This is a genomic window from Nonomuraea sp. NPDC001636 (assembly GCF_040298265.1).
In the GTDB taxonomy this organism is placed as follows: Bacteria; Actinomycetota; Actinomycetes; order Streptosporangiales; family Streptosporangiaceae; genus Nonomuraea.
This window is the reverse complement of record NZ_JBEOZT010000041.1, coordinates 34,180-52,126: the sequence shown is the minus strand read 5'-3', so window position 1 is coordinate 52,126 and position 17,947 is coordinate 34,180. Positions and strand designations below refer to the sequence as shown.

The following is a 17,947-nucleotide window of genomic DNA, read 5'->3' as shown; positions in this document are numbered from 1 at the left end:
GTCCCCCAATTACGCCTTTGACCTGGGACTTCGGGTTTCCTCCTGCCTGCGAAGGGGAGGACCGGAACCGGGGGGCACGGGCGCCGGGGGGAACGATGCCGAGCAAGGAGCGGGTGCTGCGGCTGCTGTCGCAGGGGCTGGACTACGCCGAGATCGCCAGGTTGCTGGGCGTGCCCGCGGGGCGCGCGTACCTGATCGCCACGGGCGTGCCGGCCGACGGGAGCGACGCGGTGGCACGCCGGCGCGGACGGCCCGGCCTGCTCGCCGGGCGCACCCAGCACCTGGTCAACCCGCGCGAGGTCGGGCCGGTCGAGCGCGGCGACGTGCGCGCCTGGATGCGTGAGCGGGCCTGGAGCGACCGGCGCATGCGCCAGACGGGGGCGTGAGCGGCATGGGGTTCTCCTGGCCGTTGCTGCGGCAGCTCACCGGCAAGGACAAGCTCGGCCGGGCGGCCGCGGTGAAGTCGCCGCGCACGGGCGCGCAGCCGGCCCGGACGGCCGCCGCCGACCGCGTGGTGAAGTCGGTGTGCCCGTACTGCGCGGTGGGCTGCGCCCAGAACGTCTACGTCCGCGATGAGAAGGTCGTGCACATCGAGGGCGACCCCGACTCTCCGATCAGCCGGGGCCGGCTGTGCCCGAAGGGCGCCTCCAGCCTCCAGCTCACCACCGGCTCCGGACGGCTGAGCAAGGTCCTGTACCGCCCGCCGTACGCCGCCGACTGGCAGGAGCTCGACCTGGAGACCGCCATGGACATGGTGGCCGACCGGATCATCGCCACCCGCCGGGCGACCTGGGAGTGGGAGAACAAGGGCCGCCGGGTGGCCCGCACGATGGGCATCGCCAGCCTGGGCGGCGCGACGCTGGACAACGAGGAGAACTACCTCATCAAGAAGCTGCTCACCGCGCTCGGCGTGGTGCAGATCGAGAACCAGGCGCGGGTGTGCCACAGCTCGACCGTGGTGGGGCTCGGCACGTCGTTCGGGCGCGGCGGGGCCACGACGTTCCTGCAGGACCTGCAGCACTCCGACTGCGTGCTGATCCAGGGGTCGAACTTCGCCGAGGCGCATCCGGTCGGGTTCCAGTGGGTGATGGAGGCCAAGGCCCGCGGCGCGGTGGTCATCCACGTGGATCCGCGGTTCACCCGTACCAGCGCGCTGGCCGACCTGCACGTGCCGATCAGGGCGGGCTCGGACGTGGCCTTCCTCGGCGCGATCGTCAACCACGTGCTGGAGAACGAGCTGTTCTTCCGCGACTACGTCCTGCACTACACCAACGCGGCGACCATCCTGCGCGAGGACTACCGCGACGCCGAGGACCTCGACGGCCTGTTCTCCGGCTTCGACGCCGAGAACCGCTGCTACGAGGACGACACCTGGCAGTACGAGGGCATGTACACCGTCGCGGCCTCCGGCGAGCGGGACGAGGACTACGACCGCCCGGCGGGCAGCCTCCCGGCCGGCCGCGCCGAGGTGCAGGGCGGCACCGGCGTCCCGCTGGGCGGCGAGCCGCGGCGGGACGAGACGCTGCGGCACCCGCGCTGCGTGCTGCAGGTGCTGCGCCGCCACTTCGCCCGCTACACGCCGGAGATGGTCCAGCAGGTGTGCGGGGTGCCGCCGGAGCTGTTCGCCGAGGTCTGCCGCCACCTGACGGAGAACTCGGGGCCGGAGCGGACCGCCGAGTTCGTCTACGCGGTGGGCTGGACGCAGCACAGCGACGGCGCCCAGTTCATCCGCACCGCCAGCATCCTGCAGCTGCTGCTGGGCAACATCGGCCGCCCCGGCGGCGGCATCCAGTCGCTGCGCGGGCACGCCAGCATCCAGGGCTCCAGCGACATCCCGACGCTGTTCAACCTGCTGCCCGGCTACATCCCGATGCCGCACGCCCACGAGCACGAGAAGATGCGCGACTTCCTGCGCGCCGACGCCTCCTGCCGCGGCTTCTGGGCGAACATGCCCGCCTACCTGGTGAGCCTGCTCAAGGCGTGGTGGGGGCCGGCGGCCACGCGCGACAACGACTTCCGCTTCGATTACCTGCCGCGCCTGACCGGCTCGCACAGCACGTACGACACGGTGCTCGCGCAGCTCGACGGCACCTGCAAGGGCTACCTGCTGCTCGGCGAGAACCCGGCGGTGGGCTCGGCCAACTCCCGGATGCAGCGCCTGGGCATGGCCGAGCTCGACTGGCTGGTGGTGCGCGACCTCAACCTGATCGAGAGCGCCACCTGGTGGAAGGACGGCCCCGAGATCGAGACGGGCGAGCTGACCACGTCCAGGATCGGCACGGAGGTGTTCTTCTTCCCCGCCGCGGCCCACACCGAGAAGAGCGGCAGCTTCACCAACACCAACCGCTGGCTGCAGTGGCACCACCGGGCCGTCGAGCCGGCCGGCGACGCGCGCAGCGACCTGTGGTTCATGTACCACCTCGGACGCATCATCCGGCAGAAGCTGGCCGGTTCCGCCGACCCGATGGACCGGCCCCTGCTCGACCTCACCTGGGACTACCCCGTCGAGGGCGAGACGGCCGAGCCGGTCGCCGAGGCGGTGCTCGCCGAGATCAACGGCTGGGACGCCGAGGGCCGGCCGCTCGACGGCTACAGCCAGCTCAAGGACGACGGCTCGACGGTGTGCGGCTGCTGGATCTACTGCGGCGTGTACGCCGGCGGCGTCAACCGGGCCGCCCGCCGCAAACCGGCCGCCGAGCAGGACTGGGTGGCCGCCGAGTGGGCGTGGGCGTGGCCGGACAACCGGCGGGTGCTCTACAACCGGGCCTCGGCCGCGCCGGACGGCCGTCCGTGGAGCGAGCGCAAGAAGCTCGTCTGGTGGGACGCGGGCGCCGGCCGCTGGACCGGCCTCGACGTGCCGGACTTCGAGGAGCGCAAACCGCCGTCCTACCGGCCCGAGCCGGGGGCGCAGGGACCGGCGGCGCTGTCCGGCATCGACCCGTTCATCATGCAGGCCGACGGCAAGGGCTGGCTGTTCGCCCCTTCGGGCGTGGTGGACGGCCCGCTGCCCAGCCACTACGAGCCCCAGGACTCGCCGGTCGCCAACCCGCTCTACGGGCGGCAGCGCAACCCGGCCCGCAAGCTCTACCGGCACGAGGACAACCGGTACCAGCCGAGCGGGGCCGAGCCGGGCGCGTCGGTCTACCCGTACGTGGTGACCACGTACCGGCTGACCGAGCACTTCACGGCGGGGGGCATGAGCCGGCACACGCCGTACCTGGCCGAGCTGCAGCCGGAGATGTTCTGCGAGGTCTCGCCCGAGCTGGCCGCCGAGCGAGGGCTCGTGCACGGCGAGTGGGCCACGATCATCACCGCGCGCAGCGCCATCGAGGCCCGCGTGCTGGTCACCGACCGGATGGCGCCGCTGCACCTGGACGGCAAGGTCCTGCACCAGATCGGGCTGCCCTTCCACTTCGGCCCCAACGGCCTGGCCACCGGCGACGCGGCCAACGAGCTGTCGGCCATCTCGCTCGACCCCAACGCCCACATCCAGGAGGTCAAGGCCCTGTCGGCGGACATCCGTCCCGGGCGCAGGCCGCGCGGCCCGGCCCTGCCGGAGCTGGTGCTGGCCTACCGGCGGCGGGCGGGCGTGACCGAGGACACCGGAACGGAGGTGTGAGCCGTGGCCTTCGACCTCGACCGGGCGCCGCTCGACGCCGGCTACGACGACCCGCCCAGGCGCATGGGCTTCTTCACCGACACCAGCGTCTGCATCGGGTGCAAGGCGTGCGAGGTGGCCTGCAAGGAGTGGAACGCGGTGCCGGAGGACGGGCTGCTGTTCACCGGCATGTCCTACGACAACTCCGTCGGGCTCGGCGCCGACACCTGGCGGCACGTGGCGTTCGTCGAGCAGCGCAAGCCGCTGGGCCATCAGGAGACCGGCGCCCGTGACCTGGACTTCCGCTGGCTGATGGCCTCCGACGTGTGCAAGCACTGCACGCACGCGGCCTGCCTCGACGTCTGCCCGACCGGCTCGCTGTTCCGCACCGAGTACGGCACGGTCGTCGTCCAGGAGGACGTCTGCAACGGCTGCGGCTACTGCGTGCCCGCCTGCCCGTTCGGGGTGATCGGCAGGCGCGCGGAGACCGGCACGGCCGCCAAGTGCACGATGTGCTACGACCGGCTGGAGGTCGGCCAGGAGCCGGCCTGCGCCAAGACGTGCCCGACGGACTCCATCCAGTTCGGCGAGCTGGACGAGCTGCGCGAGCGCGCCGACCGCCGTCTGGAGCAGGTGCGCGCGGCGGGCGTGTCCTCGGCCCGCCTGTACGGCCACGACCCGGCCGACGGCGTGGGCGGCACCGGCGCCTTCTTCCTGCTGCTGGACGAGCCCCAGGTGTACGGCCTGCCGCCGGACCCGGTGGTGACCACCGCGGACCTGCCGTCGATGTGGCGGCACGCCGGCGCGGCGGCGCTGGTCCTGCTGGCCGGGATGGCCGCCGCGGCGGCCTGGAGGAGGGGCGGATGAGCAACCAGACCGACGTGCGCCTGGACGACGCGCCCGGCCTGCGCACCGAGCGCGAGGCCACGCCCGGCTCGGCGGGCCGCGGCAGCCGCTCGCTGCGTCCGCCGGAGCCGGAGGCGGATTCCTACTACGGCCTGCCGGTGCTGAACAGCACGCCCTGGAGCGACCACGACATCGCCGGTTACCTGTTCCTCGGCGGCCTGGCCGGCGCCTCCTCCACGCTGGCCGCCGCCGCCGAGCTGACCGGACGCCCGGCGCTGGCCCGCGCCGCCAAGGTGGCCGCTCTGGGCGCGGTGGGCGGCTCGCTGTACTCGCTGGTCCACGACCTGGGCAAGCCGTCGCGCTTCCTGAACATGCTGCGGGTGTTCAAGGTGACCTCGCCGATGAGCGTCGGCACCTGGATCCTGACCGCGTACGGGCCGCAGGCCGGGCTGGCCGCGCTCACCGGGGTGACCGGGCGCTTCCCCCGGCTGGGCCGGGCGGCCACGGTGGGGGCCGGGCTGACCGGGCCGGCGCTGGCCACCTACACCGCCGCGCTGATCTGCGACACCGCCGTCCCGGCCTGGCACGACGGGTTCAGGGAGATGCCGTTCCTGTTCGCGGGCTCGGCCGCCGCGTCGGCGGGCGGGCTCGGCATGCTGGCCGCGCCGGTCGCGCAGGCGGCCCCGGCCCGGCGGGCGGCGGTGCTGGGGGCGGCCCTGGAGTGCGCGGCGGCCGTCCGCATGGAACGCCGGATGGGCCTGACCGCCGAGCCGCTGCGGCGCAGCCGCCTGCTCAGGGCGGGCCAGGCGCTGTCGGTCGCGGGCGCCCTGCTCGGTCAGGGCCTGGGCGCTCGCAGCAGGGCCGCGGCGGTGGCCGCGGGGGCGGCCCTGCTGGCCGGGTCGGTGTGCACCCGGTTCGGGATCTTCCACGCCGGGACGGCCTCGGCGTGTGACCCCCGGTACACCGTCGAGCCGCAACGCCGGCGGCTCGCCAAGTCGAGAGCGGAGCGTGATCTGTCATGAGAAGAGTCGCCGAGTACCTGCCGTTCATGGGCATCGTGCTGGTCGTCTGCACGGCGTCCTGGATCGCGGGCAGGAGCAGGCCGGCCAGGCGGGCCTGAACCCGTCCGGGGATCGGTCGGTGGGGCTTACGCTGTCAGTGGCGGCGTGGGGCATACGATCGGCAGATGACCGAAAAGACCGAAACCGCGCCTGGATGGCTGGCCCCCGAAGAGCTGGAGTCGGTGCGCGGCCAGTTGCCGATCCTCTACATCGACGCCGTGCCGGTGCGCGTCGACGAGACCGGCGTGGTGACCCGCGTGGGCCTGCTGCTGCGGATCGCGGCGGACGGCACGGTCAGCCGGGCGCTGGTCTCGGGGCGGGTGCTGCACCACGAGCGCGTCCGCGACGCGCTGCTGCGCCACCTGGAGAAGGACCTCGGCCCGGTGGCCCTGCCGCGCATCCCGGTCTCGCCGCAGCCCTTCACCGTCGCGGAGTACTTCCCGACGCCGGGCGTCACGCCGTACCACGACCCGCGCCAGCACGCGGTGTCGCTGGCCTACATCGTGCCCGTGGCCGGTGACTGCCGGCCCCGGCAGGACGCCCTGGACCTGGTCTGGTTCACCCCGGAGGAGGCGTCCTCGCCGGCCGTGCAGCAGGAGATGACCGGCGGCCAGGGGGTGCTGCTCAAGCAGGCACTGGCCCACGTGGGCCGGCTGGTCTAGCGCCCCGCCGGCGCGTACACCAGTTCGAGGACTCCCGACGGGAAGGGCGTGCACCGCACCAGGCGCAGGTTCACCACCTGGTCCAGCTCGGGGAACAGCGGCGCGCCCCGGCCGGTGACGGCGGGCAGCACCCACAGCCGGTACTCGTCGACCACGCCGAGCCTGATCAGGGAGTGCAGGAACGCGGTGCCGCCGGCGGCGACGAGGTCCTTGCCGGGCTCGGCCTTGAGCTTGGCGATCTCCTGCGCGGTGTCGCCGGCGGCGATCCGGGTCTCGGGCCAGTCGTCGGCCGACTTCAGCGTGCGGGAGAACACGACCTTGGGGATCTCGTTCATCGGCCGGGCGGAGGGGTGGTCGGAGCCGGGCCAGTAGCCGGCCATGATCTCGTAGGTGTTGCGGCCCATGAGGAAGGCCCCGGCCTCCCACAGCCGGCTGACGAAGTACTCCTCCTGCTCCGGGTCGTCGATGCTCATCATGACGTCCCGGATGCCGTTGTCCCCGTCGGCGCTCTTGCCGTCGAGCGAGACGTAGAAACCCACGATCAACTTCCGCATTCGATGCCTCCGCGTGTTCCCTCCCGCGCCCGGAGGATCCCGGCACGGGTCCAGGCCGATGTGCTCGGCCACTCACGCGGATACAGACCGCCGGCCGCCGCAGAACTCATCGCAGAACTCATCGCGGACGCGGCCGTCGAGGCCGCCATGGACGTCCATGGCGGCCGCCGCTCGCGGGGTGTCCTCGGGACGCATGCGGCTCAGGGGCGTTCGGCGCCCCCTCGCACCCAGTGGTAGAGCGGGTCGCCGGGGCAGTCGGTGTCGTAGCCGTCCCGGTGGCCCTTGACCTCGTCGCCGGCGTCGCCGTGCTCGCGCAGGTACTGGATGGCGTCGACGAGGGCGTTGAGCAGGTCGTCGTTCGGCTCGGTGAACCCGGTGTTGCCGAGCAGGGCGAGCACGGCGTAGTGGCCGGAGTTGAGCCCCGGGCCGTTGGCGGCGGGCAGGACGTGCGGACCCCGGCCCATGAAGGTGCGCCGGTGCGGGCAGCACACCATGTTGTAGCCGAGGTCGATGTAGGTCTCGCCGCGCCCGCCGGACATGTGCATGCGCTGGATGTCCCTGACCAGGTCGACGCACTTGTCGTGGTTGTCGGCGTCCGGCAGGTCGGAGGGCACCTTCCCGCCGGTGTAGTGGATCTTCACGCCTCTGGTGGAGGCCAGCCGGGTGTAACTGGTGGTGGGCTTCTTGGCGTGCCAGTCGGCACGGGTGATCAGCTGCATGTGGTGTCTCTCCTGGTAGACGATGCCTCGCCACCAGAATGTCAACTTAAAGTAGCCGTGTCATCACTTTTTGTCACTAGATTCACGTGCCGCCAAAGAAAGACTTCCATGCTGGTCAGGCCGGTTCACCCCCGCTTGTGCACCGTCCGGTCGTGCACGACCGCGTACGTGTTGCGCAGGGCCGCCATCGACTCGTCGTAACTGGCCGCGGCCACGCCGGTGAACAGGCAGTCGACGACCATGAGCTGGGCGATGCGGCTGCCGAGCGCGCCGGAGCGGAACTGGGTCTCGCGGGCGGCCGTCGTCAGCGTCACGTCGGCGGTGGCGGCCAGCGGCGAGTCGCGGAAGTTCGTGATCGCCACCGTGGCCGCGCCGGACCGGCGGGCGATGGCCAGGAACTCGACCGTGTCCACGGTCGCGCCGGTGTGCGAGACGGCGACGGCCACGCAGCCGGCGTCGAGCGTGGCCGCCGACGTCCAGGCCGAGTGGGCGTCGTGCCAGTTGATCGCGGTACGCCCGATGCGCGCCAGCTTCTGCTGCAGGTCGAGGCCGACCAGCGCGCTCGCGCCCACGCCGAAGGTGTCGATCCGGCGCGCGGCCAGCAGCAGGGCGACCGCCCGGCCGAGAGCGCGCATGTCCAGGGAACGGGCCGTGTCGGCGATGGACAGCGTCTCGTTGGTGGCGACCTTGGAGACGATGCCCTCCAGGCTGTCGTGGCGATCGATGTCGCCCGACACCTCCGGCAGGCTCGACGTGGTCAGCTCCTCCCGGGCGGCGGCCCTGGTCAGGTCGATCCGGAAGTCCTTGAAGTGGGCGTATCCCATGCGCTGGTAGAAGCGCACGACCGAGGTCGTCGAGGTGGCGCAGCGGGCGGCCAGCTCGGCGATGGACAGGTTCGCGGCGGCGGCCGGGTCGCCGGTGAACGTCTCGGCGATGCGCCGCTCCGAGGGCCGTAATGCGGGCATGGCCGCACGGATGCGGATCAGCAGACTGCCGTCGTCCTCGACCATTCGTCATCCATCCCTGTTGAGGAAATTTAGTACACCAGTGGTAGGGTCTGCGTAATTTTATGACCTACTGCCCCTGAGGAGACCACATGCCCCGTGGCGCGCTCTCCGCGATCGGCGCCGCCGCAGTGCTGTCCATCGCCCTGACCTCCTGTTCATCATCTTCCGGGCCCGCGACCAGCACCGGTGCCACGGGCAAGTCCGGCGGCGCCCTGGTCGTCGGCGTGACCTCCGACCCCGACACGCTCTTCCCCTGGAAGGCCACCCAGTTCACGGCCGTGAACGTGTTGCAGAACATCTACGGCACCCTCACCGAGTTCGACAAGGACCTGAACGTCGTGCCGGGCCTGGCCGAGTCGTGGCAGGCGTCCGAGGACGGCAAGAAGCTGACCCTCACCCTGCGCAAGGGCGTGACCTTCGGCGACGGCAGCGCCTTCGACTCCAAGGACGTCAAGGCGTCCCTGGAGAAGATCATGGACGAGAAGACGGCGGCCGTGGCGCGGGCGTCGCTGGCGTCGGTGAAGTCCGTCGAGGCCCCCGACGAGAGCACGGTGGTGCTGCAGCTGACCGGCCCCGACGCCGCGCTCCCGGCGAACCTGGCCACCGTCAACATGGCGATGCTCTCCTCCGACGACACCGAGGAGAAGCTCAACGCCACCCCCAACGGCACCGGCCCGTTCACGCTGGGCAAGCGCGTCCCGAGCCAGTCGCTGACGCTGGCCAGGAACGACAAGTACTGGGGCGCCGAGAAGGCCAAGGTGGGCAGCGTCGAGTTCCGGGTGATCCCGGACGAGTCGTCCATCGTCTCGGCCATGCAGTCGGGCAACGTGCAGCTCGCGGTCTTCAACGACCCGCTGGTCGCCCAGACCGCGCAGGGCGGCGGCACGATCACCGTCACCAAGACGCCGCAGCTCAGCTACCACGCCCTGCAGCTCAACGCCCAGCGCGGCGACCTCAAGGACGTCAACGTGCGCCTGGCGATCCAGTGCGCGATCGACCGCAAGCAGGTGCTCGACACCGCCGCGCTCGGCGAGGGCGAGGTGACCGGGCCGATCACCGCCCCGGCCTTCAAGTCCGACCCGGCCAAGCGTCCCTGCCCGGCCCGCGACCTGGCCAAGGCCGCCGAGTACCTCGGCAAGGCCGGCAAGTCCGGCGGCGTGACGGTCAAGGCCATCGTCTCCCAGGGCGAGTACGCCACCTCCGTGAACGAGGCCCAGAACCTCAAGGCGCAGCTCGCCGAGGCCAAGATCACCCTGGACCTGGAGGTGCTGGAGTCCGGCGCGTTCGTGGACCGCTGGGTGGCGGCCGACTTCGACGCCGCCGTCGCGCTCAACGGCGGCCGTCCGGACCCGGACGGCTCCTACGGCCGCTACTTCACCAGCAAGGGCAACCTGAACAAGGTCGCCGGGTACAGCTCGCCGGAGCTGGACAAGCTGTTCGCCGAGGGCAAGGCCACGACCGACCCGGCCGCCCGCAAGGCGATCTACGAGAAGGTCTCGGCCGAGCTGGAGGCCAACGCGCCCTGGATCTGGCTGTTCACCAGCTACACCTACACCGGCACCACCTCCAACGTGTCCGGGTTCGTACCGATGGTCAGCGGGTCGCTGCAGTACCTGCGCACGACGTCCGTCGCCTGATGCGCCGGATCCTCGCAGGCCGGGCCGTCCGGCGCGTGGCCTCGACGATCGGCACCCTGTTCGGGGTGGCCGTGTTCGTCTTCGTCATGCTCCGGGCGATCCCCGGCGACCAGATCACCGCGGGGCTCGGCACTGAGGCGGCTGCCCTCACCCCGGCGCAGCGGGTGGCCCTGGAGCAGTACTACGGGCTGGACCAGTCGCCGGTCACGCAGTTCTTCTCCTGGCTGGGCAACATGCTCACCGGCAACTTCGGCTACTCGGCCCGCTCGCAGCAGGGCGTGCTGGAGATGACGCTGCACTCGCTGCCGGTGACGTTCGAGCTGGCGGTGTTCTCGATCGTGCTGGCGCTGCTGCTGGGCGTGCCGCTCGGCATGTTGTCGGCGTCCAGGACGAACTCGCCGCGGGACGCCTTCGGCCAGGTCGTGAGCCTGGCCGGGCTGTCGGTCCCGGCGTTCCTGCTGGCCACGACGCTGCTGTCGATCTTCGCGGCGTCGTTCGGCTTCAACCCCAACGGCCAGGGCTTCGCCACGCTCGCCGAGGACCCGCTGCTCAACCTGCAGCAGATGTTCCTGCCCGCGCTCGTGCTCGGCTTCGGCATCGCCGCGCCGATCCTGCGCACCACCCGTACGGCGGTGCTGGAGGTGCGCTCGGAGGACTTCGTGCGCACCGCCCGCGCCAAGGGCGTGCCGCCGCGCCGCCTGCAGGTCCGGCACGTGCTGGGCAACGCGCTGGTGCCGATCGTGACGATGACCGGGCTGCAGTTCGGCTACCTGCTCGGCGGCGCGGTCGTGGTCGAGCAGATCTTCTCCGTGCCCGGCGTGGGCCGGCAGGTGCTGCTCGGCATCCAGCAGAAGGAGTACGCGGTCGTGCAGAGCACGGTCCTGGTCATCGCGCTGGCGTTCGTGCTGGTCAACCTGCTGACCGACGGGCTGTACCGGATCATCGACCCGCGGGTGAGGGCGTCGTGACCGCGCTGCGCAGGAGCCCCGCCATGCTGGCGGGCACGATCGTGCTGCTGGTGCTGGCCGTGGTGGCGGCGCTGTCGTACGCCGGGCTGCTCCCCTACGACCCGATCGCCCAGAACCCGCCCGAGCGGTTCCTGTCGCCGTCCGGGACGCACCTGTTCGGCACCGACCAGTTCGGCCGGGACGTCTTCTCCCGGGTGGCGGCCGGGGTCGGCAACTCGGCGCTCATCGCGGTGGTCGCGGTGGCCTTCGCCACCGTGGTCGGCACGCTGGGCGGCCTGGTGTCCGGCTTCTACCGCGGCTTCGCCGACGGCGCCATCGGCGGCGTGACGAACGTGCTGTTCGCGTTCCCGCCGCTGCTGCTCGCGCTCTCGCTGGCCTCGGTGCTGGACCGCAACTGGTTCACGGTCGCCGTCGCCATCGCGATCGTGTACGTCCCCATCTTCATCCGTGTCACGCGCGGCCCCGTGCTGTCCCTCCGGGAGATCGAGTACGTCAAGGCCGCGGTCTCCACCGGCCAGAGCCGCTGGCAGATCATGCTCAGGCACGTGCTGCCCAACATCACCTCGATCATCGTCATCCAGGTGGCGCTGTCGCTGTCGTGGGCCGTGCTGACCGAGGCGTCGCTGAGCTTCCTCGGCCTGGGCACGCCGCCGCCCGCCCCCTCGCTGGGCTCGATGATCTTCGAGGCGCGCAGCCTGGTGTTCGTCGCCCCCTGGACGCTGATCGCGCCGGGCGCGGTCGTCGTGCTGCTGGTGGTGGGCCTGAACCTGCTCGGCGACGGCCTGCGTGACACTCTCGACCCCAGAACCCGAGGCAAGCGGTGAACCTCTCAGAACTGACCACGGAATCGGCCGACCCGCGCTTCGCGGACATCGACACCATGAGCGTGGCCGAGCTCGCCGCGACCATGAACGCGGCCGACGCCACCGTCCCCGCCGCGGTCGCCGCGGCGCTGCCGCAGATCACCCCGGCCATCGAGGCCGCCGCCGAGCTGGTACGGGCCGGCGGCCGGCTGGTCTACGTGGGCGCGGGCACGCCGGGCCGGCTCGGCGTCCTGGACGCCTCCGAATGCCCGCCCACCTTCAGCACCCCGCCCGAGCAGGTCTTCGCCGTCATCGCCGGCGGCGAGCGGGCGATCGTGCACCCGTGCGAGGGCGCCGAGGACGACGCGGGGGCCGGCGCGGCGGCGATCGACGCGGCCGGCGTCGGGCCGCTGGACACGGTGGTGGGCATCGCCTCCAGCGGGCGCACGCCGTACGTGCTGGGCGCGGTGCGGCGGGCCCGCGAGCGCGGCGCGCTGACCGTCGGCCTGTCCTGCAACCCGGGCACCCCGCTCAGCGGCGCGGCCGAGCACGCGATCGAGGTGCTGGTCGGGCCCGAGGTGGTCAGCGGCTCGACCCGGCTCAAGGCGGGCACGGCGCAGAAGCTCGTGCTCAACATGTTCTCGACCATCGTCATGGTCCGGCTCGGCAAGACGTACGGGAGCCTGATGGTCGACGTCAAGGCCAGCAACGGCAAGCTACGGGAACGGGCGATCAGGATCGTGCGCACGATCGCCGGTGTGGACCGCGAGGAGGCGGAACGGGTGCTCGACCAGCACGGTTTCAACGTCAAGCAGGCGGTGCTCGGCGCCCGGCTCGGGCTCGGGCCGCAGGAGGCGGCGGCGCTGCTGGACCGCAGCGAGGGACGGCTGCGCGTGGCGCTGGGAGAGCCGGCATGAAGATCCTCGGCATGATCTCCGGCACCTCGCACGACGGCATCGACGTGGCCCTGGTCGACTTCGCCCGCGACGGCGACGTGCTGACCGGCCGCGTGCTGCACACCGCGAGCACCCCCTACCCCGGCGAGCTGCGCGCCCGGCTGGTGGCCGCGCTGCCGCCCGCGCCCGTCACGCTGGCCGAGGTGTGCGTGCTCGACACGCTCATCGGCCAGTGCTTCGCCGAGGCCGCCGCGGCCGCGGCCGAGCAGGCCGGCCCGGCCGACCTGATCGTCTCCCACGGCCAGACGGTCTTCCACTGGGTGGAGGGCGCGCACGCGCGCGGCACCCTGCAGATCGGCCAGCCCGCCTGGATCGCCGAGCGCACCGGCGCGCCCGTGCTGTCGGACGTGCGCATCCGCGACATCACCGCGGGCGGCCACGGCGCCCCGCTGGTCTCCGTGCTGGACGACCTGCTGCTCGGCGGCCTGCTGTCGGACGGGCCCACGGGCGGCACGGGCGGCACGGGCAGCATTGGCGGCGCGGCGGCGCTCAACCTGGGCGGCATCGCCAACATGACCGTCGTGCGCGACGGCGGCCTGAGCGCCTACGACATCGGCCCGGCCAACGCCCTCGTGGACGCCGTGGTGGCCGGCCGCGGCCTGAACCCGCGCGGCTACGACGAGGACGGCCGGATCGCCGCCTCCGGCCACGTGGACGAACGCCTGCTCGACGTGCTGCTCGACGAGCCGTACTACCGGCTGGCCGCGCCGAAGAGCACCGGCAAGGAGCTGTTCCACCTGGCCTACGTCGAGGCGGCGATCGCCAGGGCGGGCCGCGAGCCGTCCGGCCCCGACCTGGTGGCGACGCTGACCGAGCTGACGGTCCGCACGGTGGCGGCCGACGTCGCCGCGGCGGGCGTGGACGTGCTGGTCGTCTCCGGCGGCGGCTGCCGCAACCCGGTCATCATGGACGGCCTGCGCGCTGCCCTGCCGGGCGTGCGGGTGTCGCTGTCCGACGAGCTCGGCGCCCCGGCCGACGACAAGGAGGCCATCGCCTTCGCGCTCATCGGCTGGCTGACCGCCCACGGCCTGCCGGGCACCGTCCCCGGCGGCACGGGCGCGAAGGCCGCCCGGGTGCTCGGCACGCTGACGCCGGGCGCGGGCCCGCTCGTCCTGCCCGCCCCGCTGCCCACGCCGCCGCGCTCGCTGGTGCTGCGCCGATGACCCCGGCCCCCGCCGCGCCGCCCGGACCTTCGAACCGGCCAGGGGGGCCGGCGAGCCCCGAGCCCGGCCCGCCCGCGGGCCTGGTCCGGGCGGCCCGCACGCCGTGGTTCGACCTGACCGAGTGCACCGGCCACCGCACCGTGCGCCGGACGGACGGCGGCGCGCTCGCCGGCGAGGCCCCCATGACCCTTGGCACGTACCACGACCTGGCCTCGGTCACCAAGGTCGTCGCCACCACGACGGCCCTCCTCCGCCTGGTCTCCGACCGCCTGGTGGACCTGGACGAGCGGGCGGCCGCGTACCTGCCGGAGGGCTGCCCCGACCAGGTCACCGTGCGGGACCTGCTGCTGCACCGGGCCGGGCTGTGGGAGTGGTGGCCGCTGTACCTCGACGCCCGGATGCCCGCCCCGCGCTACGCGCCCGGCCGCGAACGGCACTACTCCGACCTGGGTTTCATCCTGCTCGGCCGGGTGGTCGAGACCGTCACCGGCACGTCGCTGGAGCGGGCGGTGGCCGAGCTGGTCACCGGCCCGCTCGGGCTGGCCGACACCACGTACGCGCAGCCGGCGGGGCCCGAGGTGGCCATGAGCGCCCTGGACGACCGGGTCGAGATGCGCATGCTCGACACCTCCGAGCCGTACCCGGTGCCCTTCCGCAGCGCGGACTTCGCCGGCTGGCGGCACGAGCCGGTGCTCGGCCAGGTCGCCGACGGCAACGCCTACCACGCCTTCGGCGGCGTGGCCGGCCACGCCGGGCTGTTCGCCACCGTCCCGGACCTGCTGCGGTACGCCGCCGCGCTGTCCCGCTACGAGGAGCACGACCGGCTGTGGCGGCCCGAGGTCGCCCGCGAGTTCTTCACCCCCGGCCCCGACCCCGGCCAGGCGCTCGGCTTCCGCACCTACCGGCTCGACCTGCGGGAGGAGACCGTCACCGTGCTCGGCCACCCCGGCTACGTCGGGTGCGCCGTCGGGTTCGTCCCCGGCCGGGACGTCGCGATCGCGCTGGCGAGCAACCGCCTGCTGACGACGGCCGCGCCGACGCCCACCGACGCCCTCTGGACCGGCCTGCTGCAGGCCATCACCCACCGATCGAGGACCGCATGACCCCGCTCCTGGAGATCCGCGACCTCTCCGTCGCCTTCCGCACCCGCAAGCAGGACGTCACCGTCGTCAAGAACGTCTCGATGGAGATCCTGCCGAGACAGACCGTGGCCGTGGTCGGCGAGTCGGGGTCGGGCAAGTCCACCACGGCCGCCGCGGTCAACCGGCTGCTGCCCGCGGGCGGCCGCATCACGACCGGCCAGGTGCTGTTCGACGGCCGCGACCTGGCCGGGGTGAGCGAGCGCGAGATGACCGCCGTCCGGGGCGCGGGCATCGGCCTGGTGCCCCAGGACCCGATGTCCAACCTCAACCCGCTCATGCGCATCGGCGACCAGATCGCCGAGGCCCTTGAGGTGCACGGCCTGGCCGCGGGCCGGGCGGCGCGCGGGCGGGTGACCGAGCTGCTGGAGATGGTCGGCATCCCCGAGCCGGAGCGGCGGGCCGGGCAGTACCCGCACGAGTTCTCCGGCGGCATGCGGCAGCGGGCGCTCATCGCCATGGGCCTGGCCTGCCGGCCCAAGCTGCTCATCGCCGACGAGCCGACCTCGGCCCTCGACGTGACCGTGCAGCGGCGCATCCTCGACCAGCTCGGGCAGCTCACCGCCGAGATGGGCACCGCCGTCTTCCTCATCACGCACGACCTGGCGCTGGCCGCCGAACGGGCCGACGTGGTGGCCGTCATGTACCGGGGCGAGATCGTGGAGACCGGCCCGGCGGCCGAGCTGCTGGCCGACCCGCGGCACGAGTACACCCGGCGGCTGCTGAAGGCCGTGCCGAGCCTGTCGTCGGTGCGGGTGGCCGAGCCCGGTCCCGAGGAGAGCGCCGAGGACCTGGTCGTGGTGGAGGACCTGCGCAAGGTGTTCCCGCTGCGGGGCGGCGCCGGGGAGTTCACGGCGGTGGACGGGGTCTCCTTCACGATCCCGCGCGGCCGTACCGTCTCGGTCGTGGGCGAGTCGGGCTCGGGCAAGTCGACCACCGCCAACCTGCTGCTCGGCCTGGACGGCATCACCTCCGGCCGGATCCTGTTCGACGGCACCGACCTGACCTCGCTCGGCCGCCGGGAGCTGTTCGCCTTCCGCCGCCGGGTGCAGCCGGTCTTCCAGAACCCGTACGCCTCGCTCGATCCCCGCTACACGGTCGAGAAGTCGATCGCCGAGCCGCTGCGCGTGCACCGCGTGGGCACCCCGGCCGAGCGTGCGCGGACCGTCGCCGAGCTGCTGGAGAAGGTGTCGCTGCCGGCGTCGGTGGCCGAGCGGCTGCCGCACGAGCTGTCCGGCGGCCAGCGGCAGCGGGTGGCGATCGCGCGGGCGCTGGCGCTCTCCCCCGAGCTGGTCGTGCTCGACGAGGCCGTCTCCGCTCTCGACGTGCTGGTCCAGGCCCAGATCCTGGAGCTGCTCGCCGAGCTGCAACGCGACCTCGGGCTCAGTTACCTGTTCATCAGCCACGACCTGGCCGTCGTCCGGATGATCTCGCACCGGGTGCACGTGATGCAGGCGGGCCGGATCGTGGAGAGCGGCACGGCGGCCGAGATCTTCGGCTCGCCGCGGGCCGACTACACCCGCGAGCTGCTCGCCGCCATCCCTGGACGGGCCGCCTGATGGTAAGTTGGAAATCCGGACCTACCTGAGCGGAGGGGTCTTGTCCCGCCCGAGAGAGTGCTCGATCGCCAACGCGCTGGCCGTCGTGGGCGAGCGGTGGAGCCTGCTGGCGATGCGCGAGATCATGCTCGGGGTGCGCCGCTTCGACCAGATCGCCCGCAACACCGGCGCCAGCCGCGACATCCTCACCGCCCGGCTGCGCAAGCTGGTCGAGGTGGGCCTGCTGGAGCGGGTGCCGTACGAGCGGCACCCGCCGCGCCACGAGTACGTCCTCACCGAGTCGGGCCAGGCCCTGCACACGGTCCTGCTCGCCCTCATGGACTGGGGCGACCGGTACGTCACCGAGGGCGAGCCGCCCACCGTGTGGCGCCACTCGTGCGGCGAGCCCCTGGAGCCGCTCACGGTGTGCGCGCACTGCCGGGAGCCGGTGCGCCCGCAGGAGCTGACCGTGATCCGGGTGGACCAGCCGCAGTAGCGGGGACCGTTTTCCCAGGGGTCCGCCGGGGGTCGTGGTAGGGGTCGTGGTAGGGCCTGCCCTACCACGCAATGGCCCGCCGTCAGGATCGATCGCTCCCCCGCCGGGCCCGTAGCGTCGTAGCCATGACAACCCTCCGGCACCGCGTCGCCACCGACACCCGTTACACCCTGCTCGGCCTCCCCATGGCCGCCGCCTCCTTCACCCTCGCCGTCGCCGGAGTCTCGGCCGGTCTCGGCTCGGCGGTCGTGGTCGTCGGGCTGCCCGTCCTGGCCGCCACCGCCGCCATGGCCCGCCACTTCGCCGACCTGGAGCGCGCCGCGCTCCCCGGAGTGCTCGGCCACCCGATCGCCCGCCCCCGCTACGCGCAGACCCCCGCGGGGGCGGGTTCCTTCCGCCGCATGATGAACCCGCTGGCCTCCGGCCAGGCGGCGATGGACCTGCTGCACGCGATCATCACCTTCCCGGTCTCGCTGGCCGCCGCCGTCGTGAGCGCGGTGTGGTGGGCGGGCGCGCTGCTCGGCCTGACCTTCCCGGTCTACGGCTGGGCGATCGCCGCGATCCCCGGCGTGGACGGCGGCCTGCCCGCCCTGCTCGGCCTCGGCACCGGGACCGTGCCGTTCGTGGTGTTCAACACGGCGGTGGGCCTGCTGTTCGCGCTCACGCTCGTCCCGGTGGTGCGGACGGCGGCCCTGGTGAAGGCGAGCGTGTCCCAGGCCCTGCTGACCCGCGCGCACGTCCCGTCCGTGGAGAGTGCGTCCCCGGTCTGGGTGACAGCCCGCTAGGGACGGGGTTACCCT

The 17,947-nt window shown here is 72.7% G+C and carries 17 protein-coding genes; 14 read left to right on the top strand and 3 right to left on the bottom strand.

Annotated elements, in window-relative coordinates; genetic code table 11:
• Positions 1–95 precede the first annotated feature (95 nt).
• From ABT158_RS46155 to ABT158_RS46135, 5 genes are all read left to right on the top strand, one after another.
• Complete coding sequence (locus ABT158_RS46155) at positions 96–386, top strand: hypothetical protein (RefSeq protein ID WP_352364948.1); 291 nt, start codon at positions 96–98, stop codon at positions 384–386.
• A gap of 5 nt (positions 387–391) precedes the next feature.
• The gene (fdh, locus tag ABT158_RS46150) at positions 392–3,619 is read left to right on the top strand and encodes a formate dehydrogenase (protein WP_352364984.1); all 3,228 of its coding nucleotides are present in this window, start codon (positions 392–394) and stop codon (positions 3,617–3,619) included.
• 63 nt (positions 3,620–3,682) lie between these two features.
• On the top strand, positions 3,683–4,465 hold the full coding sequence (locus tag ABT158_RS46145; protein ID WP_352364982.1) for a 4Fe-4S dicluster domain-containing protein: 783 nt from the start codon (positions 3,683–3,685) through the stop codon (positions 4,463–4,465).
• Complete coding sequence (nrfD, locus tag ABT158_RS46140) at positions 4,462–5,466, top strand: NrfD/PsrC family molybdoenzyme membrane anchor subunit (protein WP_352364946.1); 1,005 nt, start codon at positions 4,462–4,464, stop codon at positions 5,464–5,466. Before ABT158_RS46145 ends, nrfD begins: the two co-directional genes overlap by 4 nt.
• A 164-nt stretch (positions 5,467–5,630) precedes the next feature.
• Positions 5,631–6,167, top strand: a complete 537-nt coding sequence (locus ABT158_RS46135) for an NUDIX hydrolase family protein (protein ID WP_352364944.1) — start codon at positions 5,631–5,633, stop codon at positions 6,165–6,167.
• Here ABT158_RS46135 and ABT158_RS46130 read toward each other — a convergent pair.
• From ABT158_RS46130 to ABT158_RS46120, 3 genes are all read right to left on the bottom strand, one after another.
• Complete coding sequence (locus ABT158_RS46130) at positions 6,164–6,721, bottom strand: dihydrofolate reductase family protein (protein ID WP_352364942.1); 558 nt, start codon at positions 6,719–6,721, stop codon at positions 6,164–6,166. The two genes, ABT158_RS46135 and ABT158_RS46130, sit on opposite strands and share 4 nt — an antisense overlap.
• Positions 6,722–6,921: 200 nt before the next feature.
• The gene (locus ABT158_RS46125) at positions 6,922–7,440 is read right to left on the bottom strand and encodes a peptidoglycan recognition protein family protein (RefSeq protein WP_352364940.1); all 519 of its coding nucleotides are present in this window, start codon (positions 7,438–7,440) and stop codon (positions 6,922–6,924) included.
• A gap of 125 nt (positions 7,441–7,565) precedes the next feature.
• Entirely contained in the window at positions 7,566–8,450 is an 885-nt protein-coding gene (locus ABT158_RS46120) for a MurR/RpiR family transcriptional regulator (RefSeq protein WP_352364939.1), read from the bottom strand.
• Positions 8,451–8,536: 86 nt separating this feature from the next.
• On the opposite strand from ABT158_RS46120, the gene ABT158_RS46115 reads away from it, so the two are divergent.
• The 9 genes from ABT158_RS46115 (at position 8,537) to ABT158_RS46075 (ending at position 17,932) form a co-directional block, all read left to right on the top strand.
• On the top strand, positions 8,537–10,084 hold the full coding sequence (locus tag ABT158_RS46115) for an ABC transporter substrate-binding protein (RefSeq protein WP_352364937.1): 1,548 nt from the start codon (positions 8,537–8,539) through the stop codon (positions 10,082–10,084).
• Entirely contained in the window at positions 10,084–11,052 is a 969-nt protein-coding gene (locus ABT158_RS46110) for an ABC transporter permease (protein WP_352364935.1), read from the top strand. Before ABT158_RS46115 ends, ABT158_RS46110 begins: the two co-directional genes overlap by 1 nt.
• Positions 11,049–11,876, top strand: a complete 828-nt coding sequence (locus ABT158_RS46105; protein ID WP_352364933.1) for an ABC transporter permease — start codon at positions 11,049–11,051, stop codon at positions 11,874–11,876. The genes ABT158_RS46110 and ABT158_RS46105 overlap by 4 nt, the downstream gene beginning before the upstream one ends.
• Positions 11,873–12,772, top strand: a complete 900-nt coding sequence (gene murQ, locus ABT158_RS46100) for an N-acetylmuramic acid 6-phosphate etherase (protein ID WP_352364931.1) — start codon at positions 11,873–11,875, stop codon at positions 12,770–12,772. The genes ABT158_RS46105 and murQ overlap by 4 nt, the downstream gene beginning before the upstream one ends.
• Positions 12,769–13,974 carry an anhydro-N-acetylmuramic acid kinase gene (locus tag ABT158_RS46095; RefSeq protein ID WP_352364929.1) on the top strand — a complete coding sequence of 402 codons (1,206 nt, stop codon included), beginning with the start codon at positions 12,769–12,771 and terminating at the stop codon, positions 13,972–13,974. The genes murQ and ABT158_RS46095 overlap by 4 nt, the downstream gene beginning before the upstream one ends.
• Entirely contained in the window at positions 13,971–15,077 is a 1,107-nt protein-coding gene (locus tag ABT158_RS46090; RefSeq protein ID WP_352364927.1) for a serine hydrolase domain-containing protein, read from the top strand. The genes ABT158_RS46095 and ABT158_RS46090 overlap by 4 nt, the downstream gene beginning before the upstream one ends.
• Positions 15,074–16,672 carry an ABC transporter ATP-binding protein gene (locus ABT158_RS46085; RefSeq protein WP_352364925.1) on the top strand — a complete coding sequence of 533 codons (1,599 nt, stop codon included), beginning with the start codon at positions 15,074–15,076 and terminating at the stop codon, positions 16,670–16,672. Before ABT158_RS46090 ends, ABT158_RS46085 begins: the two co-directional genes overlap by 4 nt.
• Positions 16,673–16,712: 40 nt before the next feature.
• Positions 16,713–17,147 (top strand): winged helix-turn-helix transcriptional regulator, encoded by a 435-nt coding sequence (locus ABT158_RS46080; RefSeq protein WP_352364923.1) that lies wholly within the window; start codon positions 16,713–16,715, stop codon positions 17,145–17,147.
• 125 nt (positions 17,148–17,272) lie between these two features.
• A complete protein-coding gene (locus ABT158_RS46075) occupies positions 17,273–17,932 on the top strand; it encodes a sensor domain-containing protein (protein WP_352364921.1) in 660 nt (219 codons plus the stop codon).
• The last annotated feature ends 15 nt before the right edge of the window (positions 17,933–17,947 follow it).